Raw genomic sequence first — 21,139 nt, 5'->3', positions numbered from 1 at the left:
CTCCGGATTGACAGGCCTGCCGCCGTCCCGGATGACCAGGACACGGATGAACGGCTTCGGCCTGCCTCTCTCGGATCTCGCCCTCTGGAGTGAGCAGCTGCTTCAGCGCTCACTCTCCACGCCAGGGCCGCTCACCTTCACGGTGGTGTTCAGCGCCGGCCTGGTCACCAGCCTGGGCCCCTGCTCACTCTCGCTACTGCCGATCACCGTGGCCTACATGGCCGGGTTCTCCGGACCGGAAGCGCCTGGGCGGCCCTGGCAGCGCAGCCTCAGTTTTGCGGCGGGAATCGTGGCGGCCCTGGTACTTCTGGGGGGCACCACCTCCCTGCTCGGGAAGCTCTATGGCCAGGTGCCCGGGGTAGTTCCCACCGTGGTTGCTCTGCTGGCTGTGGTGATGGGCCTAAACCTGCTGGGGCTGGTGCGTTTGCCACTGCCGGCCGGCCCCGATCCCGAGTTATGGCGCCAGCGGGTGCCCGCCCCCCTGGCGCCCCTGGCGGCCGGCGCCGCCTTCGGTCTTGCGGCCAGTCCCTGTACCACGCCGGTACTGGCGGTATTACTGGCCTGGATCGCCCAGCAGGGACACCCTGTGGTGGGCATGCTGCTGCTCACCTGCTTCGGAGCCGGCCAGGTGATTCCCCTGATGCTGGCGGGCACGGCGGCCGCGGCGATGCCCAGGATTCTGGCCCTGCGCGAACGCAGCCGATGGATCCCGCCGATCAGTGGCGTGGTGCTGCTCGCCAGCGGCGGCCTGACCCTGCTGGCCCAGCTGCCATGAGGGCCCTCAGCCGCCTCGCCGCCTGGATCTCGGATCTGCGACTCGCCATTGGTCTGCTCTTTGTGATCGCCCTGGCAAGCGGCCTGGGCACAATCATTCCCCAGCAGGAGACGGCGGATGCCTACCACCAGGCCTACGACGCCAAGCCCTGGCTGGGGCTGCTTGATGGCGACTGGATCCTGAAGCTCGAACTCGACCACGTCTACGCAAGCAACTGGTTCCTGGCCCTGCTCGCCTGGCTGGGGCTCTCGCTGGTGCTCTGCAGCTGGCGGCGCCAGTGGCCCGCTCTGCAGGCTTCCCTGCGGTGGATCGACTACCGCTCCTCCCGCCAGCTCAGCAAATTGAGCCTGGCCGAATCCCTGCCCACAGCCCAGCCCAGGACCGACCTCGACGCCCTGGCCCAGCTGTTGCAGAACCAGCACTGGCAGCTGAAGATCCAGGGTGATCGGCTGGCGGCCCGGCGCGGCATTCTCGGTCGGGTGGGACCCCTGCTGGTTCATGCCGGCCTGGTGGTGCTGATGGTGGGGGCCTCGTGGGGGGCCCTGGCGGGGCAGCGGCTCGAACGCTTCCTGGCCCCGGGACATGACCTGCAACTCCTGAATCAGCGCGGTGTGAACCAGATGACCCTGGCGGTCGACTCGTTCCGGATCGAGCGCGATCCAGCCGGACGGCCCGAGCAGTTCCGCTCCGAGCTGCGCCTGCTCGATGCCGAGGGTAAACCGCTGCAGCGCAGCCAGATCAGCGTCAACCATCCCCTGCGCTTCCGGGGGATGACCGTCTATCAGGCCGACTGGTCGCTGGCGGCGATCACTGTGCAACTGGGGCGAAGCCCCCTGCTGCAGCTGCCTCTGCGCAGCCTCCCTGAGCTGGGAGAGCAGGTATGGGGACTGGCCCTGCCCACACGGCCTGACGGATCGGAACCGGTGCTGCTGGCCCTCAGCAGCGAGATGGGACCCATCGATGTGTACTCGGCCCAGGCCCAGCTGATCGGCCAGATCACCCCTGGTGGAGAGCCCTTGGAGATCGGTGGCCTGCCCCTGAAGGTGATTGAGGTGATGCCCGCCAGCGGACTGCTGCTGAAGCGTGATCCGGGGGTCCCCCTGGTGTACGGCGGTTTCGCCATTGCCCTGCTGGGAGGTGGCCTGAGCCTGATCGCTACGCGCCAGCTCTGGGCCATCGCCGATGACGATCAGGGCCAGCTGCACGTCGGCGGGCTCTGCAACCGCAACCTCACGGCCCTGGCCAACGAATTGCCGCTGCTGCTGAAGCAACTGAAAGCTGCATCCGAGCTCAGCAGTCCTGTCGCTGGCCGTGGCTGACACGGATCACCGTGTGCACATTGCCGCGGGGATTGAAATCGGCTTCCAGCTGCATCCAGACAGGCTCCGCAGCGGCCACCAGATCATCGAGAATGCGGTTCGCCACCTCCTCGTGCGAAATGCTGCGATCGCGCCAGCCATTCACATAGAGCTTGAGGGCCTTGAGTTCAAGCACGCTGGGGCCGGGTTGATAGATCAGGCGCAGCACGGCGAAGTCGGGATAGCCGGAGAAGGGGCACTTGCAGGTGAACTCCGGTAGCTCAATCGCCACCTCGTAGGCGCGGCCACGGCGGGGGTTGTCGAAGCAGATCAGCGGAGCTTCCTCGCTGATCTGCCGCTCGCCGTAGTGCGGGCTGACGGTGCCCTCCTGGAGTTCCTCGGTGGCGGCTGGAGTGGCTGCTGTGGTGGCAGCTGGAGTGGAGCTGGTGGATGGGGACGGCATCAGCGGTCGCAAGAGGAGAAAAGACGCTCTGCCGATCGTAGGAACGGCAAATCAGTAAAGATTACTGAAGCAGATTCAACCTTTGTTCGCCGTGAACAGCCGTTTTCGCTAGAAATGATCCGAAGGACAAAACGTTGGACGTTACGGAGAGCCTCTGAGCACTCCTGTCGGAAGTAGCCCCCCGCGAGGCGAAGCAACGCTCCTTCCCACGAAGCGGCACCGACCCCAAGGGGTCAGTGATCTCAATCCCTTCGGGCTCCAGTCATGACCGCAGGTCAACTCGTCTACCGGGGTGTCCCATACAGCACCCACCATCACCAGCCCCTCCCCGGCCTTGAACCAGTGGAGCATGTGTACAGAGGCGTTCACTACCGCATGCCGCTGAAGCATGAGCCCCGGCTGGTGGATGAAAGCCTTGATCTTCACTACCGCGGGCACATCTATCACCACCTCCAGCATCAGCAGAACCAACCCCACCTTGAGGCGGGCTGAGTTCCGTCAGCCTCACAGCTGAGTTGCGTCAGCCTGACGCCCCGTAGCAACAGCTACGCCGAAGCCCTGCGCACTCAGGCCTAATGGCCCAAGTGCGCAGGGTCTTCCTTATGGACCTCCTCCTCGCCAGCAGTCACGGCGGCTTTCGCCTCAAGCCCCAGTCGGCCCTGGGGATGGTCTGGCTTCAGACCCATTTCGACGATGCCGTTTGGTCCCATCTGGCCACCGGCAGGGTTCAGGTCAGTCCAAGCTCCGCCGATCGGCTTTGTCAGGATGCCCTGTCCGCAGGGCTCCGAGTCAACCGCATCCCAAACCTTTCCCTTCCTCTCAGCGATCCCTCCTGAGACACTTAATCCGAATCATTGGAGACTCCATGAAAAAAGTTGAGGCCATCATTCGCCCTTTCAAGCTGGAAGATGTCAAGGTGGCCCTGGTTAACGCCGGCATCGTTGGCATGACGGTGAGTGAAGTGCGCGGCTTCGGCAGGCAGAAGGGCCAGGTGGAGCGCTACCGGGGTTCTGAATTCACTGTGGAATTCCTGCAGAAACTCAAGCTGGAAGTAGTGGTCGACGACGACCGGGTGGACACGGTGGTCACCGCCATCCAGGACGCAGCCCGCACTGGCGAGATCGGCGACGGCAAGATCTTCATCAGCTCCATAGGGACTGTCATCCGCATCCGCACCGGCGACCGCGACAGCACAGCGATCTGACGCCAGCGCTCAGAGACAGGCTCAGGGCCTTCAGCCGGGGATCGACCAGATCTCCGGTTTTTTTTGGTCAGCCAGCGGAGAGAGTGCGGTTCACCAGGGCGCGGATCGAGTCGGACGTCACCGGCTCACCTGCGGGCTCGTGCTTGGACCGCAGCCAGAGCAGGTATTCGTGGTTGCCGGCGGGGCCGGTGAGCGGTGAAGCGATCAGGCCCCAGGGCCACAAGCCATGCGTTGCAGCCGCTCGGATCACGGCCGTGATGGCATCGGCATGGGCGCCAGGCTCACGTACCACACCGCCTTTGCCCACCCGCTCGCGACCCACCTCGAACTGGGGTTTCACCAGCAGCACGGCCTCGGCGGCGGCTGGCTTGAGCAGAGCCCGCAGGGCCGGAAGCACCAGGGCCAGGGAGATGAACGACACATCGGCCACAGCCAGGTCGGGCCAGGGGTCATCAGGGCCATAGAGCTCTTCGGGTGTGAGGCAGCGCAGGTTGGTGCGCTCGCGCAGCACCAACCTGGGGTCGGTGCGCAGGCTCCAGGCGGTCTGGCCGTAGCCCACATCAATGCCGTACACCCGCGCGGCCCCATGCTGAAGCAGGCAGTCGCTGAAGCCGCCGGTGGAGATGCCACCATCGAGGCAGATGCGTCCCGGCAGCTGCAGGGGAAAGGCCTCCAGGGCCGCCACCAGCTTCTCACCGCCTCGGGAGACAAAGCGGGGTGGGTGGCTCACCTCGGGTCTCAGCTCAGCCGGCACCTCCTGTCCGGGCTTGTCGAGCACCCGATCACCACTGCGCACCCGCCCGGCACGGATCAACTGCTGCGCCTGCTGGCGGCTCGCGGCCAGCCCAAGCGCCACCAGGTGCTGATCGAGTCGCTGCTTGCCTGCCATCGGGATCCCGTTGGGGTCGACCCATAGATTGACCAGGACGTTGCCACGCGCTGGCCTTGATCGAGCGTTACACCCTGCCCGAGATGGGCAACCTCTGGAGCGAAGAGGCCAAATTCCAGAGCTGGCTGGATGTGGAGATCGCCGCCACCGACGCAAACTGCCAGCTGGGCCGGGTGCCAAAGGAGGCCATGGCCGCGATCCGCGAGCGGGCCCGCTTCGAGGTGCCCCGCATTCTGGAGATCGAGGCGGAGGTGCGCCACGACGTGATCGCTTTCCTGACCAACGTCAATGAGCACGTGGGCGATGCGGGCCGCTACATCCACGTGGGTATGACCAGCTCCGATGTGCTCGACACGGGCTTGGCCCTGCAGCTGAAGGCGTCGGTGGCGTTGTTGCGCCAAGAGCTCGATCAGCTGGCCGCCGCACTGCGGACCCTGGCGGCGGCGCATAAGGACACGGTGATGATCGGCCGCTCCCATGCGATCCATGGCGAGCCGATCACCTTCGGCTTCAAGGTGGCTGGCTGGCTGGCGGAGACGGAGCGAAACCGGGAGCGACTGGAACGACTGGCCCAGGTGGTGGCGGTGGGTCAGGTGAGCGGGGCCATGGGCACCTACGCCAACACCGACCCCCAGGTGGAGGCCCTCACCTGCGCTAGCCTCGGCCTGGAGCCCGACACTGCCAGCACCCAGGTGATCGGCCGCGATCGCCATGCGGAATACGTGCAGACCCTGGCACTGGTGGGCACCTCCCTTGAACGGTTCTCCACCGAGATTCGCAACCTGCAACGCACGGATGTTCTGGAAGTGGAGGAGAACTTCGCCAAGGGACAGAAAGGCAGCTCGGCCATGCCCCACAAGCGCAATCCGATCCGCAGCGAGCGAATCAGCGGCCTGGCACGAGTGCTGCGCAGCTATACGATCGCGGCCCTGGAGAACGTGGCCCTCTGGCACGAGCGCGATATCAGCCATAGCTCGGTAGAGCGGATGATGCTGCCTGATTGCTCCTGCACACTGCACTTCATGCTGCGGGAGATGACGGATGTGGTGAAGGGCCTCGGGGTCTACCCCGAGAACATGAGCCGCAACCTCAATTTGTATGGCGGGGTGGTGTTCAGCCAGCGGGTGCTGCTGGCCTTGGTGGAGTGCGGTATCAGCCGGGAGGATGCCTACCGGATCGTGCAGCGCCATGCCCACGAAGCATGGAACCGCGAAGGCGGCGACTTCCGCGCCAATCTGTCCGCTGACCCCGAGGTGAGCGCACGGCTCAACGCCGCTCAGCTCGACGCCTGTTTCTCCACCGAGCTGCACCGGGCCCAGCTGGATGTGATCTGGGAGCGGCTGGGAATCTGAGCCTGCTGGGTTGGCACTCCCCCCCGTTCCGCTGAGGGTTCTGCGATCAGGCCGTTTGAGGGGCTGGGCGTTCTGTGGCAGGGGTTGCCGGAACAAGGGCCGGGACAGGTACGACCTGGGTACCCAGGTCGATGAATTCACACACCGGAAAACGGTTGATCGCCTGGAGCGCTTTGCGGGAGGTGGTGCGCAGCTGCTCGCTGATCGCTTCGGCGTAGGGGACCTGGGCCAGCAGATCGACGGTGCGGCGTAGGATGCGCACGATGTCACCTTCATCGAGGGAGGTGTTGGCGATCACGTCGTTCCAGCTGCTGCCACGGGCCCAGGCATGGACCAACCCCATCAGCTCAGGTTCCCACCAGGCCGGCACCACCACCTGGGCCCGCTCCTGGTGACGAAGCAGTTCGCGGCGCAGCCCACTGAGATCGTGGAGGGCCTCCTCTGACCGTGGCGGCGGCGGAAAGCCGCTCCAGAGATCCGGACGGTTCACCTCGGTGCTGATCGCCTCGAGAACGGCGGCCAGCTCCGCAGGGTTGAGCTCGTCGAGGCGGCCGCTCATCAGGGCCAGGCCCAGCCACAGCTCGTTGTCGCCGCGCAGGACCGCCACGGTGCGGCCCACCTCGGTGGGCTCCAGACCCTCGGCCCCGGCCAGCGCCCCGAAGGCACGCAGGATCTCGATCAGGGACAGGAAAGTGTCCCAGTGACGGTTGGCGCGGTGGTGCAGCAACCTCTGGCGCTCCTCAATCTCCTCGCCCAGTTCCTCCATCCGGCGCCGCTGCTTCTTGAGCTGGCGGCGGTCGCCCCAGTGGTGGGCGGGATGCTGCTCCAGCTCCTGCTCAAGCTGCTGAACCAGCTGCGCCTGGCTGCGCACCTCTCCCGCCAGGTCGTACTGGGGGGTTTGCATGTCGTGGCGGCGGGCCATCGAGGCAACCGCCAAAGCCAGTCCACCACTGACGTTATCGCCGTGGCGCAGCTCGCCGGCATGGTCGAGGCGAGGTGCCGGGATCGAATCAACCTGGAGGCAACTCAGCTCGGCATGGAGGCTCACCACCCCATGGCAAGGAACCAGGATCCAGACATTCTCATCGGTGAGGCAGAGAAGCAGCGGGAACTGGCCGGAGCCCTGCTGCTTGGCCACGATCACTGCGGGGGTCACCCGAGCCCGCAGCTGGGGCGCTTTCAGGCTCACCAGGGTGCCTTCACTGGCGAACTGAAGCGCGAGGGTGAGCTCGTGAGCCAGGGTTTCTTCCGCCTGCTGCTGCAGGATGCGCTGGATCCGCCGCTCTTCCCGCAGGCGTTCCCGCTCCTTCTCGGAGGCCTCGAATTCCTCCCAGGGGATGTCGGCGGTGGGCCCCGCCAGCTGCGCCAGCTGGGCGCGCAGAGAGGCGATCCTGGATTCATCCTCCGCCAGATCGAGAGTGGCCAGGTACCGCCCGAAACTGCGCTCCACGAGCTGCTGGGCCTTGGCCAGGTCGTATCGCTGCAGCAGATTCAGCACCATGCCGTAGCTGGGGGTGAACTGGCTCACCAGCGGATCGGCGGGGCTGGTGGCCAGTTGCCCCGCCTCGCGCACCCCCTCGAAACGGCTCTGCACCGTGACCACATAGCCCTGCACATCCAGCCCGCGCCGCCCAGCCCGGCCAGCCATCTGCAGGAACTCGCTGCCCATCAGCGGGCGATGGCCCCGCTCGGTGCGTTTGGAGAGGGCCGAGATCACCGTGGTACGCGCCGGCATGTTGATGCCTGCCGCCAGGGTCTCGGTGGCGAAAACCACCTTGATCAGGCCCTGCTGGAACAGCTCCTCGATCAGTTCCTTCCATGCCGGCAACACGCCGGCATGGTGGGCGGCGATGCCTCGGGTGAGAGCTTCGGCGTGGCCCCCATCCCGCACCGCTTCGGGTGTGGCGGCCACGAAAGCGTCGAGCCGGGCCACGATCCGGGCCTGCTCCGGCTCGCTCACCAGACAGACACGGCCCAGGTCGCGCACCGCTTTGTCGCAGGCGCGGCGGCTGAAGATGAAATAAATGGCCGGGAGCATGTCGCGCTCGGCCATCTGGGCCACCACGAAGGGCAGCGGCGCCGCCTCCGGCTGGGGCGGCTTCGGGCTCTTTCCTTTGCGCCGATCCCCCTTGGGGGCCCGCCACACCTTGCAGTTGGGATGCAGTCCCGTGCCCTGTTCGTTGAGCAGGGGGTGCAGTCCTTTGGCACTGCAGAAACTGAAGGCCAGCGGCACTGGCCGGTGGTCGCTCATCACCAGGGTGGTGGGGCCATGCACCCGCTCGATCCAATCGGTGAGCTGCCCGGCATTGGCCACCGTGGCCGAGAGGGCCACCAGTTGCACCGGCGGCGGGCAATGGATGATCGATTCCTCCCAGACCGTGCCGCGCTGGGAGTCGTTCATGTAGTGGCACTCATCGAGCACCACCGCCTCCACATCGGCGAGGGGATCGTCACCCCGGTCCACCTCCGCGTAGAGCATGTTGCGGAAGATCTCGGTGGTCATCACCACGATCGGTGCCTCGCGGTTCACGCTCAGATCGCCGGTCATGAGCCCCACCCGATCCGCCCCGAACTGCTCCCGGAAATCGCGCAGCTTCTGGTTCGAGAGGGCCTTGAGGGGCGTGGTGTAAAAGACTTTCTGCCCATGGGCCAGGGCACGGTGGATGGCGTATTCCCCCACCAGCGTCTTGCCGGAGCCGGTGGGTGCACTCACCACCACCGAATGTCCCAGGTTGAGAGCGTCGATCGCCTCCAGCTGGAAGGGATCTAGGGGGAAGGGGAAGAGCTGATCGAGGGGCGGAATCTCAGTTGGATCTGCGGGCAGTCCCTTCACCGCCTCCGGAGTGCTGTTATCGGCTGAACGTTCTCGGGCCGCCGCCGGATCAGGTGGAGCGTCGTAACCGGCGGTTTGCATCATCCAATCTTATGGGCTGTCCAGCAAGCAGAGTGGGGTCAGTGCAACTGCCCTGGCGTTGACTTCCGCGTGGCCCATGATCCGCTCGATTCCATCCAGCAGGCCCTCAGCCGGGTTCCCACGGAGCGGCAGCGGCGGCTGCGCACATTCCGCCCCGGCCCTGACGCCACCCTCCTGCCGGGCGAAGCCGGCTCGTCCCAGTGGCCCCTGCTCGATCTGGCCAGCAACGACTATCTCGGACTCAGCGCCCACCCCAGCCTGAAGGCGGCGGCAATGGCCGCGATCCAGAGCGACGGGGTGGGCTGCGGCGGATCACGGCTGGTGAGCGGCACGCGACCCTGCCATAACAACCTCGAGACGGCCCTGGCCGAGTGGCTGGGGTGCGAGCGGGTACTGCTCTTCCCCAGCGGCTTTCAGGCCAACCTGGCCGCGGTGCTGGCCCTGGCCGACCGCCACAGCGAGGTGATCGCCGACCGGCTGATCCACCACTCCCTGCTGGTGGGGATCCAGGCCAGCGGCGCCCGGCTGCGGCGCTTTCGCCACAACGATCTGAGTGACCTGCGCCGCCTGCTGGAGCGCGGGGCCCAGAACGAGCCGGGCCGGCGCCGGCTGGTGGTGAGCGAAAGCCTGTTCAGCATGGAAGGAACCTCCCCCGATCTGGCTGGCATCGCCGCGGCCTGCCAGGAGTTCGGCGCCCTGTTGCTGGTGGACGAAGCCCATGCCCTGGGACTGCTTGGCCCCGGCGGCCGCGGGTTGGCCTGGGGCCTGGCAGGAGTGAGCCTGGTGAGCGGCACCTTCGGCAAAGCCTTCGGCGCTGGCGGTGCCTTCCTCGCGTCCGATGGAGTCGTGGGCCAATGGCTGCTGCAGGACTCCGGCGCCTTCCGCTACACCACCGCCCTGGCTCCGCCACTGGCGGCCGCGGCCCTGGCGGCCCTGGAGCAGCTCCAGGCCGATGCTGACCAGGGCATCGCCCTGCTGCGGCGAGCGCAGCGTTGGCGGGATGGCCTCGAAGCCGCCCACTGGCGGCGCCCCCCCGGCGAGGGTCCGGTCCTGCCACTGCACGTGGGCGATGACGCCCTCGCCCTCGACCTCCAGCGCCACCTGGAGCAGGCCGGGCTGCTGGCGGTGGCGATCCGCCCGCCCACGGTGCCGGCTGGAACGGCTCGCCTGCGGCTGGTGCTGCGCCGCGACCTCCCCCACGGGAGCCTTGATCGCCTGCTCCACGCCCTGGCCACCTGGCCCCACGCCCCTTCCCGATGAGCCACCCTCCCCTGGCGTTGATCGCCATGCACGGCTGGGCCGGCGACAGCCGTGCCTGGCGTCCCTGGCAGAAGGCCGCGGCCAGCCGGGGCTGGAGCTGGCAGAGCGGTGAGCGCGGCTACGGCCAGCTGATCCCCAGCACCCCCCACTGGCCGGAGCAGACCGGCCCAAGGGCCGTGATCGTGCACTCCCTCGGACTGCATCTGCTGCCGGCACCGGTACTGGCGGCAGCGGAGCTGGTGGTGTTGCTGGCCAGCTTCAGCAGTTTCGTGCCGGCCGGGCCCAATGGCCGACGCTGGCGCCAGGCCCTTCACGGCATGGGCCAGCGCCTGGAGGCCGGCGACAGCGCCGCGATGCTCAACGACTTCCTGCGCGAAGCCGCCGCTCCCGCGCCGGTGGAGCTGCTGCCGGCTGGGCCCTCCTCCGGGGCCATACCGCCCGAGGGAGTGGAGCGGCTGCGCCAGGATCTGCTCCTGCTGGAGCAGTGCACCACCTTGCCCCCCGCTTTCCCCGCCGGCGCCCGCAGCCTGATCGTCGAGGCCGGTGCCGATCGCATCGTGGCCCCCGAGAGCCGCGCAGCCCTGGCCCATGCCCTGCCGGCCGCAGAGTGCTGGTCCCTGGAAGGCGTTGGCCACAGCCTGCTGGGCAGCGATCTGGTAGGTCCCGTCCTGAACTGGCTGGAGGCCTGCCGCTGATGGTCCTGATCCAGTCAGCCCCCTCGATGGCCCAGCGAGTGCGGCTGGCCTTCAGTCGCCGTGCCCGCCAATACGACGCAGCCGCCAGCCTGCAAAGGGCAGTGGCCTGGCGGCTGGCCCGTCACTGCCGCGACCTGGCTCTCCCGCCGGGGCCGAGGGCGGATCTGGGGGCCGGCACCGGGCTGCTCAGCAAGGCCCTGGAGCAACAGCGTCCCGGCTGCACCCTGCTGCGGCTCGATGCCTGCGAAGCCCTGCTGAAGCAGGGAGCCCGCCAAGAGCGCGCCGGGGTTGCCGAGCCGCTGGATTCAGCGCCCCAGCGTCTCTGGGACCTAAACAACGGCTTGCCCGAGGATCTTGGCGGGGCTGCACTGCTGGTTTCGAGCTTCGCGCTGCATTGGCTGGAGGATCCCGCCGCCAGCCTGCGCCAGTGGTGCGATGCCCTGGCACCTGGCGGCTGGCTGGGACTGGCCGTCCCCACCGCCGGCAGTTTCCCCCAATGGCGCCAGGCGGCAGCCGCAGCCGGCGTGCCCTGCACCGCCCTGGCCCTGCCCGAGCTGCCCCGCCTGCTGGCCGTGGCCGCACCGCGCCTGGAACTGCGGCTGTGCTCGCCCCTGCGCTACAGCCGCAGCGGCACCAGCGGCGGGGCCCTGCTGCGGCCCATGGGTACTGTGGGGGCCGGCACCACCGACGCAGCACCTCTGGGGGTCGGGGAGTGGCGGAAACTCGAGGCCCACTGGCCCCAGGACCGTTGCGGCCACAAGCACCTGAGCTGGGAGGTGCTGCTGCTGATCGGCCGCCGACCCCCGAAGGAGCCGAAGCGATGACGAGCCTGGTGGTCTGCGGCACCGACACCGATGTGGGCAAGACCGTGGTGAGTGCTCTGCTGGTGGAGGGACTCGGAGCCCACTACTGGAAGCCGGTGCAATGCGGCCTGGAGGAGGGGGGCGACACCGCCAGGGTCGCGGCCATGCTCGGCCTCACTCCCAGCGAAGCCGCCCAGCGTCTCCTCCCTGAGGCGTACCGCTACGACCATCCGGTTTCACCCCACTGGGCCGGGGAGCTGGAGCAGCAGCCGATCGAGCTGGAGCGGCTGGCGCTGCCCCCTATGAAGGGTCCTCTGGTGGTGGAGACCGCCGGCGGCCTGCTGGTGCCCCTGCGCATCGACAGCCTCCAGATCGATCAGATCCAGCGCTGGGGCCTGCCGGTGCTGCTGGTTGCCCGCAGCGGCCTGGGCACCCTCAACCACACCCTGCTCTCGGTGGAAGCCCTGCGCAACAGAGCGATTCCCCTGCTGGGCCTGGTGCTCAACGGCCCCCCCCACCCCAACAACCCCCGCACCCTGGAGGCCCTGAGCGGAGCGCCTGTACTGGCCTGTCTACCCCCCCTGCCCCGGCTTGATCGCAAAGCCCTGGCCGAGCAATGGCAGGCCAGTGGTCTGGCCCGTAACCTGGCCCGATGACACGAGGCAATCTGCTGGTCAGCGCGTCAGTAGCCCTGCTCTGCGCAGGCATCCTGGTGCTGTTCACCGATGTGGAAGTCGGGATGGTGCGTTGGTTCAACTGCGGACCCTGGGCCTCTGAATCAGCCCGCATGGAGAAGCGGTGCCGCTGAAGCCGCTGCAGCCCAACCCTTGAGCTGGCATCCCCATCTCTGGCACCCCACCACCCAGGTGGCCCGGGCCGATCCCCCCCTCCTGGCAGTGGCAGGCCGCGGCGCCCTGCTCGAACTCGACGATGGCCGTGAGCTGATCGACGCCATCAGCAGCTGGTGGGTGACCCTGCACGGCCATGGCGAACCCAGCATCGCCGCGGCGGTGGCGGAGCAGGCCCTGCGGCTGGAGCAGGTGATCTTCGCCAACTTCCGCCATCCCCCCGCTGAGCGCCTGGCCGAGCGGCTCAGCGCCGCCGCCGGTCTGGAGCGGCTGTTCTTCTCCGACGACGGATCCACCGCGGTGGAGGTGGCCCTGAAGATGGCCTGGCAGTGGTGGCGCAACCAGGGCTCGGAACGGAGTCAGCTGATCGCCTTCGAGGGGGCGTACCACGGCGACACCTTCGGGGCCATGGCCCTGGGGGAGCGCTCCCTGTTCTCTGCTCCGTTTGAGCCCCTGCTCTCCCCGGTTGCCCGGGCCCCCTGGCCCGCCACCTGGTGGGACGATCAAGATGTGGAGTGCAAGGAAGCTGAGGCCCTGGCGACGCTGGAGCGTCTGCTGGAGGTACCCACCGCCGCGGTGATCCTCGAGCCCCTGGTGCAGGGCGCCAGCGGAATGGCGATGGTGCGGGAGAGCTTCCTGCGGAAGCTGGAGCAACGGGTGCGTCAGGCCGGCGCCCTGCTGATCGCCGATGAGGTGATGACAGGGTTCGGACGCACCGGTGCCCTCTTCGCATGCGATCGGGCGGGGATCCGTCCCGACCTGGTGGCCCTCTCCAAGGGCCTCACCGGCGGCTTCCTGCCGATGGGCGTCACCCTGGCGAGCGAGCGGATCTACCGAGGCTTCATCAGCGACGACCCAAGCCACACCCTGTACCACGGCCATAGCTTCACAGCCAATCCGCTCGGCTGCGCCGCCGCCAACGCCAGCCTGGATCTGCTGCTTGACCAGCCCGCACTCCACGAAGGCTTCGAGGCCCGTCACAGGCCCCATCTCCAGTCCCTGGCTGGCCATCCCCTGGTGCAGCGGCCACGGCTGTGCGGCACCATCGCCGCCTTCGATCTGGCGGTGGAGCGGCCGGGCTATCTCCACCCCGCCGGCCGCCAGCTGCAGCGCCATGCCCTCGAGGCCGGAGTGTTTCTGCGGCCCCTGGGCCATGTGGTCTACCTGCTGCCGCCGCTTTGCCTCAGCGACCAGCAGCTGCAGGACTGCTACACCGTGATCCGCTCAGGTCTCGACCAGCTGAACTGAGACATCAGGGGCCAGCAAGGATCGCCGATTCCACGTCGGCGCGGCTGAGGCCATAGGGGAACAGGCGCACCGTGACGCTGCCCCCGTGCTCCCAGCTCACTTTGAGCTCCTCGACTTCCAGCTCGATGCGGGCACTCCACAGCGGCTGTCTCAGATCCCAGAGGCAGGGCTCTGCCTGGTCCCGGCAGGCGCCCAGATCAGTCAGCCACTGCTCAAGCGCCGGCAGCGGGTGGTTGTACAGCGGAGTCTGCAGGGGGGGTAAGGAGATCATCCCCAGGCAAGCGTGCAATCGAGGCTTCAGTCTGCCGCTCAATCGGATCAACGGCCGGGGCGCTGCCCGGGGGCTGGGTGACCAGTTCCACCCCGCGCCACCAGGCCAGGCCCAGACCGAGCACCAGACTGAAGAGCAGGGCCAGGGTCAGCAGCAACAGGGCGAACCATTCCCCCCCCGAGAAGGCCCGCCTTACCGAGAGGGGGCGACGCGGCGAGACTGGTCCTGGCAGCATCGGCCCCGGCCCCGGAGCAGGAATGGCGGTCGGTGGACTGAGGGCCTGAACGCGCTGCAGCAGGGCCAGACGCAGCTGGCTGTCATAGGCGGATCGACGCTGAGGGTCCCCCAGCACCAGGTAGGCCTCCTGCAGCAGGCGGAACTGGTCCCGGGCCTCGGCCAGCGGCAGGGTGGTGGTGTCGGGGTGGTAGAGCTTGCTGAGGGAGCGAAAAGCCTGCCTCAGGTCCTGGGCCGTGGCCGTGCTCGGCAGACCAAGCAGAGCATAAAGGGATAGGCCCGTGACCGGGTGCTCGCCGCCTGCCACCAACCACGCGCCATGGTTGCGAGATCCTAGAGAGCTTCTCCATCTCTGCTGCAGTGATGACGGCTCCTGCCGATCCGGTTCCAGCTGGCCTCTGGGACAGCCTGGGCTGGGAGCCGACCCCAGAGCAGCTGCAGCTGTTGATGGCGTTGCAGCAGCACCTGCGCCACTGGAACACTCGCCTCAACCTCACCCGACTGGTCGATGGCGACGACTACTGGGTCGCCCAGGTGTACGACAGCCTCTGGCCCTGGCGCGACCAGCTTCGAACCCCATCGCAGCCCCTGCGCTGCATCGATGTGGGCACCGGTGGCGGCTTCCCCGGCCTGGCGTTGGCGATCGCCCTCCCGGCCGCCCGCCTCACTCTGGTGGATTCCGTCGGGCGCAAGGCTGAAGCGGTGAAGGCCATGGCCGCCAGCCTGGGCATGGGCGAACGGGTGGAGGTGCGCTGGGAGCGGGCGGAGACCACCGGCCACAGCCGAGCCTGCCGCGGCCGCCAGGACTGGGCCATGGCGCGGGCCGTGGCCTCCGCCCCGGTGGTGGCGGAGTATCTGGTCCCCTTGCTGAATGCCAGCGGCAGGGCCCTGCTCTACCGCGGCCAGTGGAGCCCAGAGGATCTGGCCAGCCTGGAGCGGGCCGCCTCCAGCCTGCGCGCCGAAGTGGAGAGGGTGGAGCGGATCGACCTGCCAGGCGGGCGGGGCGTGCGCCATGCGGTTGTGCTGAGACCAATCGCCCCCTGCCCGGTCAACTACCCCAGGGCCGTGGGTCTGCCCGCGAAGCAACCCCTGGCCTGAACCGGATCAGCTGATCAGTCGTCGGCCATCAGCCGGCGGACGCTGGTACCCCCCAGGCGCTCGCGCAGGCCGCGAAGCAGGGACGGAATGCGCTGGGCCCAGGGGCTGGCCCCCAGCACCGCGAGGAGATCAGCTTCGCTCACCTCCTGGTCAAGGGCATCGGCATTGGCGCCGGGAAACCAGTGCCCCCCCTGGCCCAGGAGGCCGTAGCGGGCGCGGGCAAATCCCTCCAGCTCCCAGGCCGCCAGCAGGTTGTGCAGCCAGAGCAGTACCGGCAGGTTGAGCCCTCCGGGGGTGGCCTCCCAGCTGGGCAGACCATCGCTCCAACTCTCGAGCCAATCGGCGCCGAGGGCCTCGAGCCGGGCGCGCTCCAGCCGCTCCTGCACCGGGGCCAGCCAGCGCTCGGCCTCGGGCAACCGCGCCACGGCCTGCAGGTGCAGGTCGAGATCAGCCGGACCAGCGGCGCCCACGCTGAGCGTGTGGATCGCCTCCTCCCGCAGGCAGAACAGGTCGTTGAATTCGATCGGGTGCAGTGGCGCGCACAGCCCGCGGATCCGGGCGGAGGGGCTGTGCAGGTGGCCACCCTTGTCGGTGGGGCTGATCACGAAGACACCCATGTCGTGGTGGCGGGCAGCCTCAAGGGCCGGGCGGTTGTCCTGGCGGATGTAGTACCAATGCAGATTGATGTAATCGAAGGCATCGCTGGCAATCGCTTCCAGGATCAGCGGCAGTGGCGCGTGGGTGGAGAAGCCCACATGGCCGATGCGACCCTGCTCCCGCCAGCGCCGCACCACGTCCAGGCAGCCGCCCGGTCTCAGGGTCTGCTCCAGATGCTCGGGCAGGTTGAGGCCATGGATGCCGAGCAGATCAAGCCGCTCGATGCGCAGCCGCTCGAAGCTCAGCCCCAACTCCGCTTCGAACTGGCTGGGATCCTCGTGGGGCGGCACCTTGGTCTGCAGGATGCGCTGGGGATCGGGCACCTCCCGCAGCAGATCACCCAGTTGCCGCTCAGAGGTTCCGTAATGGCGGGCGGTTTCGATGTGATGAAACCCACCTGCCACGGCCTTCTCGAGAGTGGCGCGCAGGTTGGCCTGGCTCTCGGCAGTGATTTCACTGGCCGGTAGGTCGTTCCAGCTCTGCTGGTAGCGCATCCCCCCAAGTGACAGAACCGGCATGGCCAGTTCCGTCCGCCCGAAGCGCCGGGTCGGCACCGCCACCGTCATGGGCGCGGCAAGGTGCGCTGGACACGGGATTGGCTGGGGTAACCCAACGGCAGCAGCTCCTGCGAGCGCAACCGATCTTCCAACTGTGGAACATCTTCGTAGGAAACCCAGTGGATGCAATCGACAGGACAGGTGTCGATCGCCTCCTGGATGGTTTCGGTGCTGTCTCCGTCCTGGCGGATAGCCCGGGAGCGCCCCCACAACGGCTCCACCAGAAAAGTGTTGCCGGCCACGTGGGCGCAGTAACGACATCCGATGCAGACAGCCTCATCAACCCAGACAGCCTGCTGTCGCAGACTCCCACCTAGCAGTGGCTCATGGCCACTGGGTTGATCCCGGGAGCGGGCTGGTGCCGCAAAAGCCAGAGATGGATCCACCTCGCGCTGGGTCTGAGTGTGGGCGGACATGGCAGGGCAGCTGGCCTCAGCCATCCCAGCGGGTCACCACCAGTTCAATCGAACCGTCGAGGCTGGAGGTCTGCTCGCTCACCTGGAAGCCCTCCTGAACCGAGGCCGCCAGTACCTTGCGCAGGGCATAACGCTGGGTGATCTGGGAGAGGAACCGCTCCACCGGGATCGGCTGCTTCCAGATTTCCAGATCCGTTACGAGCTCATAGCTGCCGGAATCTGCGTTCCAGCGGAAGCCGATATCGCAGCCATCGTCACGGGTGAGCGCAAGATCTGCGAGCACGGTCTGGCCCCGATATCCGCGCACTGGACGCTCCCCCAGCTCAGGTTCATGGCCGAGATCACGCAGAGCCTCAAGCAGGGCAGCACGATCGCGAAGTTCTGTTTTGACGATGCTGAAGTGGGACATCGGAGCGACCAAAGAAACGGGTGAAACTCAGGTGGAGCGCTGGTGCACGCTCAAGGAGGTGGTCACGGCCTCCGCTGCGGCCTGATAGGCCTCGGAGGTGGAGCGGCGCTGCTGCAACGAACCGAGTTGATGCTCGATCCGCTCGGTGAGCTGTTGGCAGGCTGCGCCCTGGATACCTTCCACAAGCTCTTCAACCCGCCCGTCGGGGCGAATACGGAAGCGAATGGTGGTCTGGGCCATCCAGGCTCACTCAAGTGGGAAAACTTTAACCAGGTTCCCCTGTCGCTGCAGGGGGCTGAATCAGTTGATCAAGCCGTCCTCCACGAGGATCTGCAGCCGCTCCAGCACCGCCGGACGCTCCAACTGCTCCAGCGCAACCCGCGCCTCATCCCGCACCGTGGAATCACCGTCCTGAAGCATCACCGCCACCAGCGTTTCCACCAGTTCCGCCTGGCGTGGATCCACCAGATGATCGAAGAGACGTCCGAGCGACCAGGCGCTGTTGCTGCGCACCACGGGCTCGGAATCGATGCGCAGGCTCACCAGCAACTGGGCGGCGGCCTGATCGGCCTTGGCCGCCCCTGTGCCTCCTACATCCGCAAGCGACCCCGCCGCCCACAGTCTCACCGCGGCGATGTCGGTCTGGAGGGAGCGGATCAGGGGGTTGAGCACGGGCGACTCGGGGTAGTTGCCCAGGCTCCAGGCCACCGCCTTGCGCACATAGCCGTTGCTGTCGTCCTGCAGCAAGGCCAGCAGCGGCGCCACGGCACGGGGATCGGGATTGCGGCCCAGGGCATAGACCGCGCTCATGCGCAGGATTGGACAGGTGGCCTCCAGCAGGGGGAGCAACAGCGGAATCGCCCGGGGATCGCGGTGTTCACAGAAGATGCGCATCCCCTGCATGCGCTGGTCATGGCCGCCCTTGAGCCACTCCAGTCCCAGGTCACATTCCGCGGCGATATCCGACTCGGCGGGCTCGAGCGCATCAAGGTCTTCGAGCGGATCACCCAGCAGCTCCTGGGCGAGTTCGCCGGCCAGCAATTCCGGGTCGAAGGCCAGCTCAGCTGGACCGTAGGAGTAGGGGGGCGGGGAAACGCCGGGATCAGGATTGGCTTGGTCGGTCATGGCCCTCAGCCGATCGGAGCGGGGGCGGCCATGTCACCCGGCAACCAGATCCTGGCACTCACCGCGAACAGCGCCAGGGCAAACAGGGCCACGATCACCAACGGCAGGAGGACGGAGCGGAAGAACGACACAGCTAAACCACATTTCCAGGTCATTCTGATGGCAGGCCGCGGCCTGCCGGCTTGACCCCGGCGGGTCGCTCCGTAGGGTTCGGCCAACCGTGCCGCTGCCGTGCCGTCTGATTCCAGTCCTGGATCCTTCCCAGAGGCCGCAGGTCCCACCTGGCAGCGGCTGATGGCCGTCGCTGCCCAGGGCGTGGCCAGCGGCACCCCTTACATGGTTGGCAGCCGGCTGCTCCAGGGCTGGCTGAGCGCCAGCCAGGTGCCGCTGGCTCTGATCGGGCTGATCCCGCTGGCGGAGCTGCCTTACACCTTGAAGCTGTTCTGGGCGCCGCTGCTCGACCGCTGGCCGATCCCCTGGCCGGATCGCCGCCGCGGCTGGCTGCTGCTGCTGCAGCTCACCCTGGTGATCGTAATCGGCAGCATGGCCCTGCTGCGCCCAAGCCTTGATCCGGTCAGTCTTGCCGCGATCGGGCTGATGGCCCTGGTGCTGGCGGTCTGCAGCGCCACCCAGGACATCGCCGTGGACGCCTACCGCACCGACCTGCTGCCAGAACTGGAGCGCGGTCCGGGGGCGGCGGCGGCCTCGCTTGGCTACCGCAGCGCCATGCTCGCGATCGGAGCAGGAGGCTTCCTCCTGGCGGGGCGGTTCGGTTGGCCGGTGGCCTTTCTCGGCGCGGCCGCACTGATGGCGGCGGTGGTGCCGTTCACGCTCGCGGCGCCACGGCTGACCCCGATCCAGCACCCGGTCACCAGCCTGCGGCAGGCGGTCCTGGGCCCAGCACGGGAATTTCTGCGCCGCAGCGGCCCGAACCGGGCCTGGCAGCTGCTGCTGCTGGTGCTGCTCTACCGCTGGCCCGACGGACTGCTCAGTGCCATGGCCATCCCCTTCCTCACCGCCAAGGGGTTCAGCGCGGCCGACATCGGCCTGGTGCAGGGAGGCTGGGCGATCGGCGCCACCATCGCCGGCACGGTGCTGGGCGGATGGCTGTTCAGTCGCCTGGGGATGAACCGCTCGCTCTGGTTGTTCGCCGCCGCAGGAGCAATCGGCAACCTCAGCTACTGGGCTCTGGCCAGCTTCGGCAGCGGGCTGGCGGGTCTGATCACGGCCGTGAGCCTCGAGAACCTCTCCGGCGGCATGGTGGGCGCGGTTTTCGTGGCTCTGCTGATGAGCCTCTGCAATCCCCGCTTCTCCGCCACTCAATACGCCCTGCTCTCAGGCGTCTACGCAATGAGCCGCTCGGTGCTGGCAGCGCCCGCCGGGGTGGCAGCCGAGCGGGTGGGCTGGCCGAGCTTCTTCCTTTTCACCGCCGCTGCTTCCCTGCCGGCGTTTCTGTTGATGACGCGGCTCACGCCCTGGAACGGCAGCGGCGCCAAGGGCGCCTTCGACCCGCAGCGCGATCCCACATGAGCAAGCTCCCCACCGATCAAACCGCGGCGACGCTTCGGCGGCGCAGTTGACCGCAGGCGGCATCCTCGTCGAGGCCGCGGCTGGCGCGCACGCTCACTGCCACATGTCGGTCCAGCAGCACCCGCCGGAAGGCCTCCACCCGTTCGGGGCTGGGACGTTGAAAGTCTTCCTCCTCGATCGGGTTGTAGGCGATCAGGTTCACGTGGCTCTGGAACCCACGCAACAGCGACGCCAGTGCCGCCGCCTGGCGGGGATGGTCGTTGAGCCCCCCCAGCAGGATGTACTCGAAGCTCACTCGCCGGCCCGTGATCTCCACGTAGCGGCGGCAGTCGTCAAGCAGATCCTCCAGGGGGTAGGCATGGGCCGTGGGAATCAGCTGCTCCCGAAGATCCTGATCCGGGGCATGCAGGCTCACCGCCAGGGTGAACTGGGCCCGGCCGAGCCGCTCCAGGGCCAGCTCGGCCAGGGTGGGCAAAGTGCTGGGCACCCCCACTGTGCTCACCGTGATCTGGCGCTGAGCCATACCAAGGTCGGTGCAGAGGCAGTGAATGGCCCCCAACACCGAATCAATCGTGAGCAGAGGTTCGCCCATGCCCATGAACACCACGTGGCTGGGGCGGCGCTCCATCACCTCGCGCACGCACAGCACCTGATCAACGATCTCATGAACCGCCAGGGAGCGTTGCAGGCCGCCCTTGCCGGTGGCACAGAAGCGACAGGCCATCGGACAGCCCACCTGACTCGAGACACATACCGTGAGGCGATCGCGCGAGGGAATGCCCACGGTTTCGAGGCTGAGACCATCGGCAGTCCCCAGCAGCAGCTTGGTGGTGCCGTCCTGGGCCACGCGGCGCTGGAGTTCCCTGGAGCGGCCGATCAGATCGGGGCCAGCAGGGTCGGGGCCCGCCGCCAGACTCTCGCGCCAGGCCTTGGGCAGCGCACTGATCTCGGACAGGTGCCGGACACCCTTGGCGTAGATCCAGTCATGCAACTGGCGTCCACGAAAGGCGGGCTGCCCCTGACTGATGGCCCAGGCCTCCAGTTCGCCCAGGCCCATTCCCAGCAGGGGCACGGGCTGGGGCGAGGGGGCCCA

Annotated in this window: 25 protein-coding genes; 13 read left to right on the top strand and 12 right to left on the bottom strand. The window is 67.7% G+C overall.

Features of this window, described 5'->3' with window-relative positions; genetic code table 11:
* Positions 1–31 precede the first annotated feature (31 nt).
* Together KBY93_RS01485 and KBY93_RS01480 are read left to right on the top strand one after the other, a co-directional pair.
* Positions 32–775, top strand: coding sequence for a cytochrome c biogenesis CcdA family protein (locus KBY93_RS01485; RefSeq protein ID WP_255092468.1), 744 nt, complete (start codon positions 32–34; stop codon positions 773–775).
* Positions 772–2,094: a cytochrome c biogenesis protein ResB gene (locus KBY93_RS01480; RefSeq protein WP_255092466.1), complete on the top strand. Its 1,323-nt coding sequence runs from the start codon at positions 772–774 to the stop codon at positions 2,092–2,094. Before KBY93_RS01485 ends, KBY93_RS01480 begins: the two co-directional genes overlap by 4 nt.
* Here the strand turns inward: KBY93_RS01480 and queF are convergent.
* Positions 2,066–2,536, bottom strand: a complete 471-nt coding sequence (gene queF, locus KBY93_RS01475) for a preQ(1) synthase (protein ID WP_255092465.1) — start codon at positions 2,534–2,536, stop codon at positions 2,066–2,068. The two genes, KBY93_RS01480 and queF, sit on opposite strands and share 29 nt — an antisense overlap.
* A gap of 264 nt (positions 2,537–2,800) precedes the next feature.
* On the opposite strand from queF, the gene KBY93_RS01470 reads away from it, so the two are divergent.
* Together KBY93_RS01470 and KBY93_RS01465 are read left to right on the top strand one after the other, a co-directional pair.
* Entirely contained in the window at positions 2,801–3,028 is a 228-nt protein-coding gene (locus KBY93_RS01470; protein ID WP_255092464.1) for a DUF4278 domain-containing protein, read from the top strand.
* 373 nt (positions 3,029–3,401) lie between these two features.
* Complete coding sequence (locus tag KBY93_RS01465; protein WP_094554775.1) at positions 3,402–3,740, top strand: P-II family nitrogen regulator; 339 nt, start codon at positions 3,402–3,404, stop codon at positions 3,738–3,740.
* A gap of 67 nt (positions 3,741–3,807) precedes the next feature.
* Here KBY93_RS01465 and KBY93_RS01460 read toward each other — a convergent pair whose 3' ends face one another.
* Positions 3,808–4,629: a TlyA family RNA methyltransferase gene (locus KBY93_RS01460; RefSeq protein ID WP_255092463.1), complete on the bottom strand. Its 822-nt coding sequence runs from the start codon at positions 4,627–4,629 to the stop codon at positions 3,808–3,810.
* Between the two features lie 56 nt (positions 4,630–4,685).
* On the opposite strand from KBY93_RS01460, the gene purB reads away from it, so the two are divergent.
* A complete protein-coding gene (purB, locus tag KBY93_RS01455) occupies positions 4,686–5,981 on the top strand; it encodes an adenylosuccinate lyase (RefSeq protein WP_255092462.1) in 1,296 nt (431 codons plus the stop codon).
* A 46-nt stretch (positions 5,982–6,027) separates the two neighbouring features.
* On the opposite strand, the gene KBY93_RS01450 is transcribed toward purB, so the two are convergent.
* Positions 6,028–8,895 carry an RNA helicase gene (locus KBY93_RS01450; protein WP_255092623.1) on the bottom strand — a complete coding sequence of 956 codons (2,868 nt, stop codon included), beginning with the start codon at positions 8,893–8,895 and terminating at the stop codon, positions 6,028–6,030.
* 69 nt (positions 8,896–8,964) lie between these two features.
* Between KBY93_RS01450 and KBY93_RS01445 the strand changes: the two genes are divergently transcribed.
* Genes KBY93_RS01445 through bioA form a run of 6 tightly spaced genes read left to right on the top strand, consistent with a single transcriptional unit; the run spans position 8,965 to position 13,749 of the window.
* Complete coding sequence (locus tag KBY93_RS01445; protein WP_255092461.1) at positions 8,965–10,155, top strand: pyridoxal phosphate-dependent aminotransferase family protein; 1,191 nt, start codon at positions 8,965–8,967, stop codon at positions 10,153–10,155.
* Complete coding sequence (locus KBY93_RS01440) at positions 10,152–10,850, top strand: alpha/beta hydrolase (RefSeq protein WP_255092459.1); 699 nt, start codon at positions 10,152–10,154, stop codon at positions 10,848–10,850. The genes KBY93_RS01445 and KBY93_RS01440 overlap by 4 nt, the downstream gene beginning before the upstream one ends.
* A complete protein-coding gene (locus KBY93_RS01435; protein WP_255092458.1) occupies positions 10,850–11,674 on the top strand; it encodes a methyltransferase in 825 nt (274 codons plus the stop codon). Before KBY93_RS01440 ends, KBY93_RS01435 begins: the two co-directional genes overlap by 1 nt.
* Positions 11,671–12,309, top strand: a complete 639-nt coding sequence (gene bioD, locus KBY93_RS01430) for a dethiobiotin synthase (protein ID WP_255092457.1) — start codon at positions 11,671–11,673, stop codon at positions 12,307–12,309. Before KBY93_RS01435 ends, bioD begins: the two co-directional genes overlap by 4 nt.
* Positions 12,306–12,461 (top strand): hypothetical protein, encoded by a 156-nt coding sequence (locus KBY93_RS01425; RefSeq protein ID WP_255092456.1) that lies wholly within the window; start codon positions 12,306–12,308, stop codon positions 12,459–12,461. Before bioD ends, KBY93_RS01425 begins: the two co-directional genes overlap by 4 nt.
* 19 nt (positions 12,462–12,480) lie before the next feature.
* The gene (gene bioA / locus KBY93_RS01420; protein ID WP_255092454.1) at positions 12,481–13,749 is read left to right on the top strand and encodes an adenosylmethionine--8-amino-7-oxononanoate transaminase; all 1,269 of its coding nucleotides are present in this window, start codon (positions 12,481–12,483) and stop codon (positions 13,747–13,749) included.
* Between the two features lie 4 nt (positions 13,750–13,753).
* Here the strand turns inward: bioA and KBY93_RS01415 are convergent, their stop codons facing one another.
* Positions 13,754–14,020 carry a DUF3143 domain-containing protein gene (locus KBY93_RS01415; protein ID WP_255092453.1) on the bottom strand — a complete coding sequence of 89 codons (267 nt, stop codon included), beginning with the start codon at positions 14,018–14,020 and terminating at the stop codon, positions 13,754–13,756.
* On the bottom strand, positions 13,962–14,561 hold the full coding sequence (locus tag KBY93_RS01410) for a J domain-containing protein (protein WP_255092622.1): 600 nt from the start codon (positions 14,559–14,561) through the stop codon (positions 13,962–13,964). Before KBY93_RS01410 ends, KBY93_RS01415 begins: the two co-directional genes overlap by 59 nt.
* Before the next feature lie 56 nt (positions 14,562–14,617).
* Here KBY93_RS01410 and rsmG point away from each other — a divergent pair, with 56 nt between their 5' ends.
* Positions 14,618–15,352, top strand: a complete 735-nt coding sequence (gene rsmG / locus KBY93_RS01405) for a 16S rRNA (guanine(527)-N(7))-methyltransferase RsmG (protein WP_255092452.1) — start codon at positions 14,618–14,620, stop codon at positions 15,350–15,352.
* A gap of 14 nt (positions 15,353–15,366) precedes the next feature.
* On the opposite strand, the gene KBY93_RS01400 is transcribed toward rsmG, so the two are convergent.
* From KBY93_RS01400 to KBY93_RS01375, 6 genes are read right to left on the bottom strand one after another with little or no spacing between them, the layout of a single operon-like run.
* Positions 15,367–16,575 carry an aldo/keto reductase gene (locus tag KBY93_RS01400; RefSeq protein WP_255092451.1) on the bottom strand — a complete coding sequence of 403 codons (1,209 nt, stop codon included), beginning with the start codon at positions 16,573–16,575 and terminating at the stop codon, positions 15,367–15,369.
* A complete protein-coding gene (locus KBY93_RS01395; protein ID WP_255092450.1) occupies positions 16,572–16,982 on the bottom strand; it encodes a ferredoxin in 411 nt (136 codons plus the stop codon). The genes KBY93_RS01400 and KBY93_RS01395 overlap by 4 nt, the downstream gene beginning before the upstream one ends.
* A gap of 16 nt (positions 16,983–16,998) precedes the next feature.
* A complete protein-coding gene (locus KBY93_RS01390; RefSeq protein WP_255092449.1) occupies positions 16,999–17,391 on the bottom strand; it encodes a DUF1257 domain-containing protein in 393 nt (130 codons plus the stop codon).
* Positions 17,392–17,418: 27 nt separating this feature from the next.
* Entirely contained in the window at positions 17,419–17,631 is a 213-nt protein-coding gene (locus tag KBY93_RS01385) for a DUF2997 domain-containing protein (protein ID WP_255092448.1), read from the bottom strand.
* A gap of 60 nt (positions 17,632–17,691) precedes the next feature.
* Positions 17,692–18,516, bottom strand: a complete 825-nt coding sequence (locus tag KBY93_RS01380; protein WP_255092447.1) for a HEAT repeat domain-containing protein — start codon at positions 18,514–18,516, stop codon at positions 17,692–17,694.
* Positions 18,517–18,521: 5 nt separating this feature from the next.
* Positions 18,522–18,671, bottom strand: a complete 150-nt coding sequence (locus KBY93_RS01375) for a hypothetical protein (protein ID WP_255092639.1) — start codon at positions 18,669–18,671, stop codon at positions 18,522–18,524.
* A 76-nt stretch (positions 18,672–18,747) separates the two neighbouring features.
* On the opposite strand from KBY93_RS01375, the gene KBY93_RS01370 reads away from it, so the two are divergent.
* On the top strand, positions 18,748–20,046 hold the full coding sequence (locus KBY93_RS01370; RefSeq protein ID WP_255092446.1) for an AmpG family muropeptide MFS transporter: 1,299 nt from the start codon (positions 18,748–18,750) through the stop codon (positions 20,044–20,046).
* Positions 20,047–20,062: 16 nt separating this feature from the next.
* On the opposite strand, the gene rlmN is transcribed toward KBY93_RS01370, so the two are convergent.
* Positions 20,063–21,103, bottom strand: coding sequence for a 23S rRNA (adenine(2503)-C(2))-methyltransferase RlmN (gene rlmN, locus KBY93_RS01365; protein WP_255092621.1), 1,041 nt, complete (start codon positions 21,101–21,103; stop codon positions 20,063–20,065).
* Positions 21,104–21,139 lie beyond the last annotated feature (36 nt).

It is taken from the genome of Synechococcus sp. J7-Johnson (assembly GCF_024345795.1).
In the GTDB taxonomy this organism is placed as follows: domain Bacteria; phylum Cyanobacteriota; class Cyanobacteriia; order PCC-6307; family Cyanobiaceae; genus Regnicoccus_A.
The sequence above is the reverse complement of the archived record's forward strand: the minus strand, read 5'-3'. Positions and strand labels throughout refer to the sequence as shown.

Coding starts and splice junctions, on each gene's coding strand:
- KBY93_RS01385 (WP_255092448.1), bottom strand. CDS start 17,631: ATGGCCCAGACCACCATTCGCTTCCGTATTCGCCCCGACGGGCGGGTT.
- KBY93_RS01380 (WP_255092447.1), bottom strand. CDS start 18,516: ATGACCGACCAAGCCAATCCTGATCCCGGCGTTTCCCCGCCCCCCTAC.
- KBY93_RS01435 (WP_255092458.1), top strand. CDS start 10,850: ATGGTCCTGATCCAGTCAGCCCCCTCGATGGCCCAGCGAGTGCGGCTG.
- KBY93_RS01465 (WP_094554775.1), top strand. CDS start 3,402: ATGAAAAAAGTTGAGGCCATCATTCGCCCTTTCAAGCTGGAAGATGTC.
- KBY93_RS01390 (WP_255092449.1), bottom strand. CDS start 17,391: ATGTCCCACTTCAGCATCGTCAAAACAGAACTTCGCGATCGTGCTGCC.
- KBY93_RS01395 (WP_255092450.1), bottom strand. CDS start 16,982: ATGTCCGCCCACACTCAGACCCAGCGCGAGGTGGATCCATCTCTGGCT.
- KBY93_RS01460 (WP_255092463.1), bottom strand. CDS start 4,629: ATGGCAGGCAAGCAGCGACTCGATCAGCACCTGGTGGCGCTTGGGCTG.
- bioD (WP_255092457.1), top strand. CDS start 11,671: ATGACGAGCCTGGTGGTCTGCGGCACCGACACCGATGTGGGCAAGACC.
- KBY93_RS01485 (WP_255092468.1), top strand. CDS start 32: ATGACCAGGACACGGATGAACGGCTTCGGCCTGCCTCTCTCGGATCTC.
- KBY93_RS01425 (WP_255092456.1), top strand. CDS start 12,306: ATGACACGAGGCAATCTGCTGGTCAGCGCGTCAGTAGCCCTGCTCTGC.
- queF (WP_255092465.1), bottom strand. CDS start 2,536: ATGCCGTCCCCATCCACCAGCTCCACTCCAGCTGCCACCACAGCAGCC.
- rsmG (WP_255092452.1), top strand. CDS start 14,618: ATGACGGCTCCTGCCGATCCGGTTCCAGCTGGCCTCTGGGACAGCCTG.
- KBY93_RS01440 (WP_255092459.1), top strand. CDS start 10,152: ATGAGCCACCCTCCCCTGGCGTTGATCGCCATGCACGGCTGGGCCGGC.
- KBY93_RS01480 (WP_255092466.1), top strand. CDS start 772: ATGAGGGCCCTCAGCCGCCTCGCCGCCTGGATCTCGGATCTGCGACTC.
- KBY93_RS01375 (WP_255092639.1), bottom strand. CDS start 18,671: ATGACCTGGAAATGTGGTTTAGCTGTGTCGTTCTTCCGCTCCGTCCTC.
- KBY93_RS01470 (WP_255092464.1), top strand. CDS start 2,801: ATGACCGCAGGTCAACTCGTCTACCGGGGTGTCCCATACAGCACCCAC.
- KBY93_RS01400 (WP_255092451.1), bottom strand. CDS start 16,575: ATGACGGTGGCGGTGCCGACCCGGCGCTTCGGGCGGACGGAACTGGCC.
- KBY93_RS01415 (WP_255092453.1), bottom strand. CDS start 14,020: ATGATCTCCTTACCCCCCCTGCAGACTCCGCTGTACAACCACCCGCTG.
- KBY93_RS01450 (WP_255092623.1), bottom strand. CDS start 8,895: ATGCAAACCGCCGGTTACGACGCTCCACCTGATCCGGCGGCGGCCCGA.
- rlmN (WP_255092621.1), bottom strand. CDS start 21,103: ATGGGCCTGGGCGAACTGGAGGCCTGGGCCATCAGTCAGGGGCAGCCC.